This is a genomic window from Micromonospora palythoicola (assembly GCF_036689795.1).
Classification (GTDB): domain Bacteria; phylum Actinomycetota; class Actinomycetes; order Mycobacteriales; family Micromonosporaceae; genus Micromonospora; species Micromonospora palythoicola.
Genome location: NZ_JBAGKI010000103.1, coordinates 1 through 12007 on the forward strand (window position 1 = coordinate 1; position 12007 = coordinate 12007).

A 12007-nucleotide genomic window follows, 5' to 3' on the forward strand; every position below is an offset into this window, starting at 1 on the left:
TCACCCGCGGCCGGTCGGCGCGAGGTGGACTTCCCAACGCCGACGCTGTCCGCGGGGCACGCCGCCGGTGGGGTCTGGGTCGCCCGGGCGACCGAGACGATCCGGCCCGGCGTCCTCGACGGGGCGCTGGCGGCACACCTCGACGACGCACCGGGTGCTGCCGTGCTGATCAGCGACCGGACCACCTACACGCTCGACGGCACCGCGATCGTGGTCGACCGGGCGACGATCCTCGGCAGCATGATGCAGATCAACACCGACCGCGCCGCGCGGGGCCTGTCACTGCACTGGGGAGCCAGCCGCGACGTGCCGTAGCGTGTCCAGCACCGCGTCCACCACCCGTTCCCGCCCGCGCCCGTCCACCGTGGCCCAGGCCCGGGCGGACAGCTCCGCCCGGCGGGCCCCGTCGTCGAGCAGCTCCGCCAGGGTGTCCGTGGCGGCGCGGACCGTCACCGGGTCACCGGCCAGCGCGGGCAGCTCACCGAGGCCGGCGGCCAGTCCGGCGGTCACCACCCGGTGGTACGACTCGCGCTGGTTGTCCACCACGCAGACCAGCGCCGACGGCGCCCCCAGGCAGCACAGTTCCCAGGTGGAGGTGCCGGCCGCGCTGACCACCAGGTCCGCCGCGGCGATCAGGGCCGGCAGCGTGCCGGTGGGCGGCACCGGCAGCAGCGACTGCCCGGGGCCGGGCGTCAGCCCAGCTATCCGCTCGCCCAGTTCGGGCCGGCCGACGACGACGGTGAGTTCCATCGGCCGGCCGGTCGACAGCAGCACCTCGGTCAGCACCGGTGCCGCGCCGACCGCGTCGGTGCCGCCGAAGAAGGCCAGCACCGAGGGGGGATCGACCGTCACCGCCGGACGCGGGGCCGCCGGCCGGGCGGCCAGGACACCCGCGCGCAGCAGGGCGTATCCGCTGCCGGCGAGCAGCCGGCCCGCCGGCACCGCCAGGTCGGTGGCGAAGTTCTGGTCGAGGTAGAGGTCGGCGTCCTGTCCCCGGGTGTCCCCGTCGACGATGGCCAGGGTCAGCACCCCGGCGGCCCGCAGCGCCCCCGCACCGGCGGGATCCAGCTCGTAGGAGTCGAGGACCAGCACGTCGAGGTCGTGGCGGCGGGCGGCGGCGACCAGCTCGTCCGGGGTGTCCGCGCCGGGGTGCGCCGCGATGCCCCGGGCGGTGAGCTGGTCGGCCGCCCACCCGACGCCGTCGACGGTGCCGAAGACCTCGACGGTGGCACCCCGGGCCTGGAACTCCTCGCCCAGCGCGAGACAGCGGACCAGGTGCCCGACCCCGCGCAGCGGCCCGGCGTCGCAACGCAGCCCGACGCGTAACCTGCTCAGCGCTCCTCCAACCGCTTCTGCCGGACGTCGGCGTTGAGCGCCCGCAGCGTGGGCTGCCCGTCCAGCCAGTCGGCGAGCTTGGCCAACGGCACGCTGACGTCACCGAAGTGGTCGGCCACCGCGCGGACCAGCTCCCAGTCGCGCTCGGTGTCGAGGGTGAGGCGCAGCTGCGAACGGTCCGGGGTGAGGGTCACGCCGAGCACCCGGAACACCTCCGGATGCGCGTACGCGTACGAGGTCACGTGCACCCGGTGGTGTTCGGTGGCGAGCCGGTCGACGGTACGCAGCGCGTCCGCCCGGATGATCTCGACGTCCAGACCGCGGGGGAGGGTACGGGCGATCGACGTGCTGGCGTAGTCCAGCCCCGGCACGGCCCGGTACACCGAGGCGACCAGGCTGACGATCTCCGGATCCAGCAGCGGACAGTCGGCGGTGAACCGCATGACCGCGTCGGCGGGATGGGCGTCCAGGGCGCCGACGAAGCGGGTCAGCACGTCGTCGACGGGGCCCCGGTGCCAGGCGACGCCGAGCCGGTCGCATTCGGCGACGACCGCGTCGTCACTGACGTCGCCGCTGGTCGCCACCACCAGGTCGGCCAGTACGCCGCTGTCCTGCGCGGCCCGGACCACCCGGCCGAGCACGCTGCGTCCGGCCAGCGGACGCAGCACCTTGCCGGGCAGCCGGGACGAACCCATCCGCGCCTGCACGATGCCGACGATCCGATCGGTCATTTCTGTTCTCCCTGCTTCGCGGCGATGGCGGTGCGGGCCCGGCGTTTGGCGGCGCGGGCGCCGCGCTTGGCCATTCGGGCCGGGGTCAGGGCCAGCCGCCCGACCTTGTAACTCAGCGAGCCGCTCATCAGGTTGATCTTCGCTTCGGCCCGACGCAGCGCACGTTCGCGCGAGGTGAGCAGGTTCTCGGTCCAGGTGAGCAGCGCGCTCAGCCGGGTGTTCTCCTCCCGCTGGCGTAGCCACGCCTCGCGCAGCTGCTGGTAGCTGCGCGGGCCCGGCGGCGGGTCGGTCGGGCTGACCTCGGCCGTCGCGGCCCGCTCCGTCGCGGCCTCGACGACGGCCCGGTCGAAGTCGCGTCCGGCGACCCCACCGAGCAGCACGGTCAGCCCCGCCACGTCGAGCGTGGAGGTCCACGGGTGGGCGTACCCGCCGGTGAGCAGGTCGGCGGCGAAGCGCCACAGCGTCCGGGCCAGCACCACGTCGACCGGCAACGGGGCGTCGGCCCGCCAGCCCCGGTCGAGCACTCCCCAGCGGTCGCCGTCGACGACCAGGTTGTCCGCCCCGGCCACGGCCACCGCTCCGGTGAGCCGTCCCTGCTCGGCCTGGCCGTCGAGCCAGTCGGCGTAACCACGGAGCAGCCGGCGCAGCAGTGCCGTGTCGCGCCGCAGGCATCCGTCGAGCAGCAGGCTGCGCAGCAGACGCCCGTCCGGCACCGGTCCGTCGGGGGCGGCCGGGTCGCGGTGGGCGGCCGCACGACCGGCGTACGGTGCGTCGGCCGACGCGGCGGGCACGGTGACGCCGGTCCGGTGCCAGTGCCACCCCTGCGGCCCGTCCCGCACCTCGACCACCGTGCCGCCCGCCGTCGCGTCGGCGACGAGCGCCACCGGCAGCCGGTCGGATCCGCCGACCCCGGGCGGCGGGTCCTGCGGCCGGTCGAGTCGCGGCAGCGGGTCACCGGCGTCGTCGGCGGCGCCGCCCGGCTCGGCGGCCGGCCGGCGGGCGAGCACCAGCCAGGACGGGGCCAGGTCGGCGGCGCGACCGGCGTGCAGGGCGTCCACGGCCAGCCGGGCCGGGTCGGCGAGGACGAAGCGGCCGGTGTACCCGTCGGTGCAGGCGGCGTGCAGCACCGCGTCGAACAGCCCGCTCGTGGTGCGCCGGGCCAGCTCGTCGACAGCCAGCAGCGCGGTGGTCAGGTCGGGCCGCGGATACCCGGCGTAGCAGGCGCCGGCGTGCATCCCGGCGGCGGTCAGTCGCTCGCGTACCTGCGCCAGGTTGGCGGGACGGGCGGTGTCGAGCACACCTCCGACGGTCCACTCGGCGTCGCCCCGGCCGGCGTACCAGCTCTCGGCGGCGACCAGCCGGTGCACGCCGAGCGGGTTGTCCAGCCGTAGCAGCAGGTCACCGCCGGGGCGGACGGCCGCCACCAGGCGGGCCAGCAACGCGTCCCAGCCGAGCGGCTCACCTTCGACCGACTCGACCGCGTCCAGCCCGGCACCGGCGATCACCACGTCGTACTCCTCGCCGGCGGGCAGGCCCCGCGGGCCGGTCACCAGGACCCGGTCCACCCGTCCGGCGACCGCTGTCGCATCCGGGTAGCCGCGCAGCAGGCAGGTGAGCCGGGTGTGGGCCAGCGCGTCGAGCAGCGCCGGACCGTGCGGTCCGGCCAGCAGCACCCGGGCGCCGGCCGGCACCAGGCGGGCGACCAACGCGGCGAGGGGGCCGTCGTCGGCCGGGTCCGTCCGGTCGGACCAGGCGAGCATCTCGCCGCCGGGCAGCGTCACCGCTGACGCCGTCTCGGTTGTCACGTCGTCTCCTCCTGCGGGTACGCCCACCCCAGCAGCTCCCGTAACGAGGTGGGCGGGTGGCGGTGGTCGGTGCCCAGTTCGGCGTGGGCGATCTCGACGGCGGTCGGCAGGTGCACCTGCTCGCCGTGCAGTTGTGGCCACTGCCGGCGGATCCGGGCGGTGCCGCCGAAGGTCGGGTCCTCGTCGGCCAGCACCATCGGGTCGCCGTACACCGCCGGCTCACAACCGGCCGCGATGCCGTAGAAGATGGCGCTGGTCAGCCGGTTGGAGGCGACCCGGCGGTGCCGGCGCAACTCGGCGAGCTGGCGGTCCAGGAACTGTGGGTCGGTGTCCTTCCACCAGTGTCCCCGGTAGCCGTGGCAGATCACCCGGAAGCCGGCGTTCTCGTAGAGCCGGCGTACCCGCCGCATCCGGTGCTCGTGCCAGTACAGGCAGACGGTCACCGGGCCGGGTTCGGTGTCCCGGATGCGGGCGATCAGTTCCTTGTGGTCACCCTTGACGTGCTGGCCCTCCCAGCCGTGGAACGGGTACCAGATGGTGCCCTCCCGCTGCGGCGGGGACTCCTCCTCCGGCCGCATGGCCAGCAGGTAGACGAACGGGGCCCCGATCACCGTGACGTTGCGCCGGCCGACCGACCAGGCCCGCCGCCGAGTCTGCTCCGACCAGAGCAGACTCGGTGTGCGTTCGGCGTACGGGTGACCGGGGGCGAGGCCGTCGCCGATGTTCCAGCCGTGCTGGACGTACCCGTTGATCCGGGGTGGATGGCCGTCACCCAGCCCGGCGTAGCGGGCCAGCACGTGGGCGTGACCGTAGAAGTGGTTGGCGTGGTGCATCGGGCTTTCCTTCAGGCGGCGGGCCGGAGCGAGGTGCCGCGCAGGGCCGCGGCCAACGCGTCGATGACGCGCTCCTGGTCGGCGTCGCGTAGCCCAGGGTAGAGCGGCAGCGACAACTGCTGGGCGTAGAAGGCCTCCGCCACGGGGCAACTGCCGCGCCGGTAGCCGAGATCGGCGAAGACCGGATGCCAGTGCGCGGGGATGTAGTTCACCTGCACGCCGATGCCGGCGGCGCGCATCCGTTCGTAGATCTCGCGGCGGCGGCCGTCGAGCACCCGGATCGGGTACAGGTGCCAGGCCGGTGCCGCCCAGTCGCGTCGGCCGGGGATGAGCACGCCGGGCAGTTCCGCGAGCGCCTCGTCGTAGCGGGCCACCAGTTCGGCGCGGCGGGCGAGGAAGGCGTCCAGGCGGCGCAACTGACTGCGGCCGAGCGCGCACAACACGTCCGGCAGCCGGTAGTTCAGGCCGAACTCGTGCACCTCCTGGTGCCAGCCGCCCTCGTCCGGCCACCGCAGTTCGTCCGGTTCCCGGACCAGCCCGATGTTGCGGAACCGGCGGGCCCGCTTGAGCAGTCCCGGATCGGTGGTGGCGACCGCGCCGCCCTCGGCGGTGGTCAGGTTCTTGGTCGGGAAGAACGAGAACGTGGTCAGGTCGGCAAGCGACCCCACCGGCCGGCCCCGGTAGGTGGCACCGATCGAGTGGGCCGCGTCGGCGAGCAGCAGCGCGTCGCCGCCGTCGAGCGCGGTCCGCAGCGCGTCGTAGTCGGCCGGGTGACCGGCGTAGTCCACCGCGGCGACGACCTTCGTCCGCTCGGTGGTCGCCGCGGCCACCGCCGCCGGATCCAGGGTGAACGTCTCCTCCTCCACGTCGGCGAAGACGACCCGGGCACCGAGGGCGACCGCGCTGCTGGCGGTGGCCACGAACGTCATCGGCGGCACGACCACCTCGTCGCCGGGGCCGACACCGGCCGCCGCGTAGGCCACGTGCAGCGCGGCGGTGCCGTTGGAGACCGTCGCCACCCCGGCGCCACCGGCCCACGCCGAGATGTCCGCCTCGAAGGCGGCCACCTCCGGGCCGGTGGTGAGCCAGTCGCTGCGCAGGGCGGCGACCACGGCGGCCACGTCGTCGTCGGTCACCGACTGGCGTCCGTACGGCAGGAAGGAGGAACTCATGACGGCACTCCGCTGCGCTGCGTGCCGCCATGAGGCACGGAGCCGCTGAGCCTGATGATTCGCTCGCGGTGCTCGCTCATGCCGTGATGCCGAGCATCTCACGCAGCTGGGGCACGGTGAGCCACTCGTCGTTGGTGTCCGACTGGTACGCGAAGCCGTCCGCCACCGGCTCGCAGCCGACGGGCGGCTGGTAGCCCCAGGTGGCGATGGTCGGCTGCACGATGAACCGGTCCTTGGCGATCAGCGTCCGCCGGCTGTCGTCCGGGGCGATCATCTCCTCGTGCAGCTTCTCGCCGGGCCGGATGCCGATCTCGTGGGTGGTGGCGTCCGGGGCGACCGCCTCGACCAGGTCGAGGATGCGCATGCTGGGGATGCGGGGGACGAACAGCTCGCCGCCCTGCATCTGGTCGAACGAGTCGATGACGAACTGCACGGCCTGGTCCAGGGTGATCCAGAAGCGGGTCATCCGCTTGTCGGTGATCGGCAGGCTCCTGCCCTCGGCGGCGAGCCGGCGGAACAGCGGGACCACCGAGCCCCGGCTGCCGACCACGTTGCCGTAGCGCACCACGGCGAAGCGGGTCGGGTGCTGCGCCGCGTAGTGGTTGGCGGAGATGAACAGCTTGTCGCCGACCAGCTTGGTCGCGCCGTACAGGTTGATCGGGCTGGACGCCTTGTCGGTGGATAGCGCCACCACCTTCTGCACGCCGGCCTCGATCGCCGCGTCGACGACGTGCTGCGAACCGGTGATGTTGGTGGCGATGAACTCCGACGGGTTGTACTCCGCGGTGTCGACCTGCTTGAGGGCGGCGGCGTGCACGACGTGATCCACGCCGTGCATGGCCCGGGTCAGCCGGTGCCGGTCGCGGATGTCGCCGATGAACCAGCGCAGCCGAGGGTCGTCGCCGAGCTGCTGACGCAGCTCGTACTGCTTGAGTTCGTCACGGGAGAAGACCACCACCCGGGCCGGATCGGTATCGGCGAGGAGGTGCCGCAGGAAGGTCCTGCCGAAGGAACCCGTTCCCCCGGTGACGAGGATGGACGATCCGTTCAGCTCGCTCAACTTGGTGCTCCCGTGTGTGTCGGATTCGCGGTCGGCCTGGGCCGGCCGGGTGGGAACGCTAGACGCGGCGGGTTAACGGGCCCGAGCCCTGCGGTTAACCACGTGTCGTACGGCGGTGAATGGCCGGCACCCGGTTGGCGAACACCCGCGGTCGTCGCGGCGTGCCCACCGACCTGCGTCGACCTGGGCACTAGGGTCTCCACCCGACCGGGATCCAAGGTGCGTGCGGACGGCCGCCGTCGGTCCGGACGTGTCGTGGGAGGAACGATGAGCGTCGAGGTCGAGGCGACCCGGGCCGAGCACGCGGACGCGACGGTGGCCCCGCGTGGGTGGGTGCCGCGGCGTCGCCGTCGCTGGTTGCTGCCCCTGCTGCTGGTCGGCGGCTGGCTACTGGCGACCGCCTGGCGGATCTGGTTGGCCCGTCACGCCAGCATGCCGTTCGCGCACACCGACGAGGACAGCTACCTCAACACCGCACGCGCCCTGGCCGGCGGTCCCGGGGGGTTCAGCAGTGAGAACGAGACCCTCCGGCGGATCGGCTACCCGCTGCTGATCGCGCCGGCCTTCCTCCTGGACCGGGAGTTCCTCGACACCTACCTGCTGGTACGGGTGATCAACGCGGCGCTCAACGCGACGATCCTGCCGCTGGCGTACCTGGTCGGTCGCCGGCTGTTGGGGCTGCGATCCGGTGCGGCGCTGGCGGCGGCGGTCGGTGCGGTGACCCTGCCGGCGGTGGCCTTCCACCCCACGGTGGCGATGACCGACGCGGTGTTCGGGCCGCTGCTGCTGGCCTGGCTGCTCGCCGTGCACCGGCTGGTCGACCGGCCCGGGCCGGTCGCCGCGGCGGTGTGCGGTGCCCTGGCGGGCGCGGCTCACCTGGTGCACTCGCGCGGCGTGGTGATCGTCGCCGGATTCGCGCTGCTGGTCCTGGCACTTCTCGTCCGCCGTCGGCTGGACCCGGCGGTGCTGCTGGCGGCGGTGCTGCCGGTCGCGGTGGCGGCGCTGGGCAACGAGGCGGGGGTACGGCTGCTCGGCGACACGGTGCGCCTGCTCGGCGAGCCGGCCGGTGGCAACGCCGTGCGGGCGCTCACCTCGGTCCGCGGACTGTCGCAGGTGCTGGCGTCGGTCGGTACGCAGCTGTGGTACCTGACGGTGGTCACCTTCGGGCTGGCCGGGCTGGCCGGTGCCGAGGCGGTGACCAGGGTGTGCCGCCGGGGTGGTGCCGCCGCCAGGTGGACGTTCGGGATGGCCCTGCTGACCTCGGTGGGCGTCGCCGTCGGCGCGGAGGTCGTCCTGGCCGGTGTGCCGGACCGGGTGCCGGACGCCATCTACGCCCGCTACGTGCAGGTGTTCGCCCCGTTCTGGCTGCTGGTCGGCGTCGGGCTGCTGTTCGGCACGGCGTACCGTCCGCTGCTGCGCCGGCTCGGGGTCACCGTGCTGCTGCTCGCGGTGGGCGGGGCACTGATCCGGCTGCGCCTGGACCACGCCGAGGCCGAGGGCGCGCGGCTGCGCTGGGGTGGGTTCAGCGCGCCGGACCTGATGGCCCTGACCGACGGGTGGCGACAGATGCGGCCCGTGGTCGGCTCCGCGATCGGGATCGCCGGCTGCCTGCTGCTGGTGCTCGTGCTGGCGATCCGTCGTCCGGCCGCGCGCACCAGCCTGCTGGCGGTCGTGCTCGCGGCGCTGGTCGTGGTCAACGTGGCGACCATGCAGGTGATCGCGCAGCGGTTGATCCGCCCGCTGGCGACCACCGGTACGCCCGTGCCCGGCGTGACCGGGCTGGGGGTCCGGGCACCGGACCGGGTCGCCGCCTCCACCGGCGTGCCCTACCAGCTCCGGTTCAACCTCAGCCACCAGGTCACCTGGACCGAGGTGCCGTGGTTCCGCGACCGGCCGCCGGCCGACGCGGAGGTGGTCTTCGCCCGCTGGGCGCCCGACGAGCCCGACGACTGGGACGGCGCGCGGTACGGCTTCGTCCGGTTGGGCGGCGACCCGCAGCGGAAGTGGGCCGGATGGCGACGCCGGTGACATTCGCGCCGGGCCGGCCAACGTAACCCGTCAGTCACGTGAACAATGCGTGGACAGAATGCCAAGAATCAGCGAACGCGACGGTTGGCGCGCTCCAGGGAAATGGGGATGACGGTGATTTCCCGGCCGTCGTGCGTCTCCTGGCGACCGGGCCCCTCCACAAAACGGAACCGACGGTTCATCTGCCGTACCGCCGTGTTGTGGGCGAGCACCTCACCGTCGAGCCGGTCCAGTGCCAGCACGTCGAAGGCGTGGTCGACCGCCTCCCGCATCACCTCCAGCCAGGCGGGCAGCGTGTCACCCCGCTCGGCCAGCCCCTCGGCGTCCAGGTAGAACCCCCACCCGCCGGTACGCGGGCCGGACAACCGCAGGTCGAAGTAGCTGACCGCGCCGCTGGGCACGCCGTCGCGCAGGTACGTCAGCACCCGGCGGGAGGGGTCCTGACGGACCGCCGACCACCACCGTCGGTGCTCCTCGACGGTGATGACGTGACTGGTCTTGCTGACCTGTCGGTTGATTTCCTGATTGCGCCAGGACAACATCAGGTTAACGTCGTCCTCGGTGGCGTCACGCAACACGTACCGCTCGCTTTCCGCTCCGTTCACCTGGTCACCGGGCACCCTAATCACGATTCACCTGGCTGTACACTCCGCCGCATGAAGGAATTGAGTCGGGCGCAGATTCGCGACCTCATGGGCGAGGTTCTCAAGAACCAGGGCAAGGCGTTGCCCGCCGACGACGCCGCCGATCTGCGCGAGGTTGGTTTCCGGTCACTGGACTTCTCCGAGTTGGCGCTGCGGGTCGAGGACGCCACGGGGGAGGAGCTGAACTTCGACGCTCCCGGGCTGCGCCGGATCGCCACCGTCGGCGACGTGCTGGACTTCCTCGTCGAGTTGCAGCGGCAGTGAGCGTCGAGACCGCCCCGCAGGCCCCCGTCCGTCCGGCGGGGGCGGACAACCGGATCGTCGTCGACGGTGCCACGCTGACCTGGCGCGACCTGCCGGAGCTGACTCTCCCGGAGCCCGTCGCCGCGCTGGCCCACTCGGCCCGGTACGCGCTCGCCGCCGCCCGGCACCACGCCGTGCACGGCACCGAGTTGCTGCTCAGCACCGCCAGCCGGGTCGACGCGGCGATGCGCGCGGAGCTGCGGGACGCCGGGTTCGCGGTCACCGAGCTGGACGCCCCCACGGCCGGGGACCCGACGGCGCCCGCGGCGCGGACCGCCGAGCCCGGCCGGCTGTGGCTGCTGACCTCCGGCTCCACCGGTCGTCCCAAGCGGGTCGGGCACACCCTCGAATCACTCACCACCGTGCGGGGGCAGCAGCCGGCGCGGACCTGGCTCTGCCCGTACGCCCCCGGCACGTACGCCTGGTGGCAGGTGGTCACGTTGTCGCTGACCCAGCCGGGGCAGCACCTGGTGGTGGTGGAACCTGATCAGCTCGACGACTGGCCGGCACTGGCGGCCGAGCACCGTGTGGACGCCGCCTCCGGCACCCCCACCTTCTGGCGGCGGGCCCTGCACCGCGACCCGGCCGGGCTGGCCCGGGTGCCGCTGCGGCAGCTGACCCTCGGCGGCGAACCGGTCGACCAGACCATCCTGGACCGGCTGCGGGAGGTGTTCCCGGCGGCCCGGATCTCCTGGATCTACGCCTCCTCCGAGGTCGGCGCGGCCATCGTGGTGCACGACGGGAGGGCGGGGTTCCCGGTGGACTGGCTGGACCGGGCGGCTGCGGGCCGTCCCACGGTCGGGGTGCGTGACGGGGAACTGGTGATCACCTCGCCGTACCACGGTGCCGGACTGGACGGTCCGGTTCGCACCGGCGACCGGGCGCAGGTGAGCGGTGACCGGGTGCTGATCACCGGTCGGCTCGACGCGGACGAGATCAACGTCGGTGGCAGCAAGGTCTCCGCCGGTGTGGTCCGTGACGTGCTGACCGCGCATCCGCGGGTGGCCTGGGCCCGGGTCACCGGTCGGCGGGCCCCGCTGCTCGGCCACATGGTCGTCGCCGAGGTGGTACCGACCGCGGCGGCCGGCTCCGCCCGGCCGGCCGACGGCACCGGCCCGGCCGATCGGCAGCCGGTGCCCGCCGAGGCGACGTTGGACGAGGCGACGCTGGTGCGCTGGTGCGCCGACCGGCTGCCCGAGTACGCGGTCCCGCGGCGGATCCGCGTGCTGACCGAGATTCCCGTCAAGGAGACCCTGAAGAGCGATGTCTGACCCCACCATCCCCACCCCCGTACCGCCCAGCTCCGTGGTGCTGGTCTCCGGCGGATCCCGCGGCCTCGGCCTCGCCATCGCCACCGACCTGCTCGATTCGGGCCTGAAGGTGGCGGCCTTCGCCCGTACCGTCACACCCGAGTTGGCCAAGCTCGCCGACGCCCACCCCGAGCGGACCCACGTCGGCTCGGTCGACGTGACCGACCTCGCCGCCGCGCAGGCGTTCGTCCGCTCGGCCGAGGAGCGGCTCGGCCCGATCGACGGCCTGGTGAACAACGCGGCCGTCGGGCAGGACTCGCTGCACGTACACACCGCCACCGCCGACATCGGCCGGATCATCGAGACCAACCTGACCGCACCGTTGCAGCTCACCCGGCTGGCCGTGCGGCGGATGCTGGCCCAGGGGCGGCGTGGGCGGATCGTCAACATCACCTCGATCTGCGCGCAGCGCGGCTTCCCTGGTCTGGTGGCGTACTCCGCCACCAAGGGCGGGATGGACGCGGCGACCCGCTCGCTGGCCCGGGAACTGGGCGGGCGGGTGCTGGTCAACGCGGTCGCCCCGGGCTTCTTCGCCTCGGAGATGTCGGCGGTGCTCGGCCAGACCCAACTCGACCAGATCGTGCGTCGTACGCCGACCGGTCAGCTGACCGAGCCTGAGGAGGTGGTGCCGGTGGTGCGGCTGCTGCTGCGCGACCAGACGACCATCAACGGCCAGGTCATCGTGGTCGACGGTGCCGCCTCGATCTGACCTGCCGCACCCGTTGTCCCGCGCCGGGGCTCGCGCCGGACCACGGGTGGCCGGCCGGGGAGCCCCCCCCCCCACGC

At 73.5% G+C, this 12007-nt stretch carries 13 protein-coding genes; 6 read left to right on the top strand and 7 right to left on the bottom strand.

All coding sequences use genetic code 11. From position 1 onward, the window contains the following. Positions 1-315, top strand: a 315-nt coding sequence (locus tag V5O40_RS26795) for a UTRA domain-containing protein (protein WP_332908042.1), incomplete at its 5' end; no start/stop codon positions are given. Here V5O40_RS26795 and V5O40_RS26800 read toward each other — a convergent pair. After that, positions 280-1161, bottom strand: coding sequence for a spore coat protein (locus tag V5O40_RS26800; RefSeq protein ID WP_332908052.1), 882 nt, complete (start codon positions 1159-1161; stop codon positions 280-282). The genes V5O40_RS26795 and V5O40_RS26800 overlap by 36 nt on opposite strands. On the opposite strand from V5O40_RS26800, the gene V5O40_RS26805 reads away from it, so the two are divergent. Then, positions 1102-1326, top strand: coding sequence for a hypothetical protein (locus tag V5O40_RS26805; RefSeq protein ID WP_332908043.1), 225 nt, complete (start codon positions 1102-1104; stop codon positions 1324-1326). The two genes, V5O40_RS26800 and V5O40_RS26805, sit on opposite strands and share 60 nt — an antisense overlap. Before the next feature lie 5 nt (positions 1327-1331). On the opposite strand, the gene V5O40_RS26810 is transcribed toward V5O40_RS26805, so the two are convergent. The 5 genes from V5O40_RS26810 to pseB all read right to left on the bottom strand — a co-directional run bounded on the left by V5O40_RS26810 (position 1332) and on the right by pseB (position 6936). After that, positions 1332-2066 (bottom strand): glycosyltransferase family protein, encoded by a 735-nt coding sequence (locus tag V5O40_RS26810; protein ID WP_332908044.1) that lies wholly within the window; start codon positions 2064-2066, stop codon positions 1332-1334. Further along, positions 2063-3871 carry a class I SAM-dependent methyltransferase gene (locus tag V5O40_RS26815; protein ID WP_332908045.1) on the bottom strand — a complete coding sequence of 603 codons (1809 nt, stop codon included), beginning with the start codon at positions 3869-3871 and terminating at the stop codon, positions 2063-2065. The genes V5O40_RS26810 and V5O40_RS26815 overlap by 4 nt, the downstream gene beginning before the upstream one ends. Beyond that, positions 3868-4704, bottom strand: coding sequence for a hypothetical protein (locus V5O40_RS26820; protein WP_332908046.1), 837 nt, complete (start codon positions 4702-4704; stop codon positions 3868-3870). Before V5O40_RS26820 ends, V5O40_RS26815 begins: the two co-directional genes overlap by 4 nt. Before the next feature lie 11 nt (positions 4705-4715). Further along, positions 4716-5876, bottom strand: coding sequence for a DegT/DnrJ/EryC1/StrS family aminotransferase (locus tag V5O40_RS26825; protein WP_332908047.1), 1161 nt, complete (start codon positions 5874-5876; stop codon positions 4716-4718). A 76-nt stretch (positions 5877-5952) separates the two neighbouring features. Continuing rightward, entirely contained in the window at positions 5953-6936 is a 984-nt protein-coding gene (gene pseB, locus V5O40_RS26830; protein WP_332908048.1) for a UDP-N-acetylglucosamine 4,6-dehydratase (inverting), read from the bottom strand. Between the two features lie 267 nt (positions 6937-7203). Between pseB and V5O40_RS26835 the strand changes: the two genes are divergently transcribed. Beyond that, complete coding sequence (locus V5O40_RS26835; protein ID WP_332908049.1) at positions 7204-8964, top strand: hypothetical protein; 1761 nt, start codon at positions 7204-7206, stop codon at positions 8962-8964. Between the two features lie 68 nt (positions 8965-9032). On the opposite strand, the gene V5O40_RS26840 is transcribed toward V5O40_RS26835, so the two are convergent. Further along, positions 9033-9569, bottom strand: coding sequence for a GNAT family N-acetyltransferase (locus tag V5O40_RS26840; RefSeq protein ID WP_269738993.1), 537 nt, complete (start codon positions 9567-9569; stop codon positions 9033-9035). A gap of 51 nt (positions 9570-9620) precedes the next feature. Between V5O40_RS26840 and V5O40_RS26845 the strand changes: the two genes are divergently transcribed. From V5O40_RS26845 to V5O40_RS26855, 3 genes are read left to right on the top strand one after another with little or no spacing between them, the layout of a single operon-like run. Further along, positions 9621-9872, top strand: a complete 252-nt coding sequence (locus V5O40_RS26845; RefSeq protein ID WP_093403117.1) for an acyl carrier protein — start codon at positions 9621-9623, stop codon at positions 9870-9872. Then, positions 9869-11182 (top strand): AMP-binding protein, encoded by a 1314-nt coding sequence (locus V5O40_RS26850; RefSeq protein WP_332908050.1) that lies wholly within the window; start codon positions 9869-9871, stop codon positions 11180-11182. The genes V5O40_RS26845 and V5O40_RS26850 overlap by 4 nt, the downstream gene beginning before the upstream one ends. Continuing rightward, on the top strand, positions 11175-11930 hold the full coding sequence (locus V5O40_RS26855) for an SDR family NAD(P)-dependent oxidoreductase (protein WP_332908051.1): 756 nt from the start codon (positions 11175-11177) through the stop codon (positions 11928-11930). The genes V5O40_RS26850 and V5O40_RS26855 overlap by 8 nt, the downstream gene beginning before the upstream one ends. The last annotated feature ends 77 nt before the right edge of the window (positions 11931-12007 follow it).

What these genes read in the sequence shown, in the direction of transcription:
- V5O40_RS26810 (WP_332908044.1), bottom strand. Translation starts at nt 2,066, where the DNA reads ATGACCGATCGGATCGTCGGCATCGTGCAGGCGCGGATGGGTTCGTCC.
- V5O40_RS26820 (WP_332908046.1), bottom strand. Translation starts at nt 4,704, where the DNA reads ATGCACCACGCCAACCACTTCTACGGTCACGCCCACGTGCTGGCCCGC.
- V5O40_RS26825 (WP_332908047.1), bottom strand. Translation starts at nt 5,876, where the DNA reads ATGAGTTCCTCCTTCCTGCCGTACGGACGCCAGTCGGTGACCGACGAC.
- V5O40_RS26835 (WP_332908049.1), top strand. Translation starts at nt 7,204, where the DNA reads ATGAGCGTCGAGGTCGAGGCGACCCGGGCCGAGCACGCGGACGCGACG.
- V5O40_RS26845 (WP_093403117.1), top strand. Translation starts at nt 9,621, where the DNA reads ATGAAGGAATTGAGTCGGGCGCAGATTCGCGACCTCATGGGCGAGGTT.
- V5O40_RS26855 (WP_332908051.1), top strand. Translation starts at nt 11,175, where the DNA reads ATGTCTGACCCCACCATCCCCACCCCCGTACCGCCCAGCTCCGTGGTG.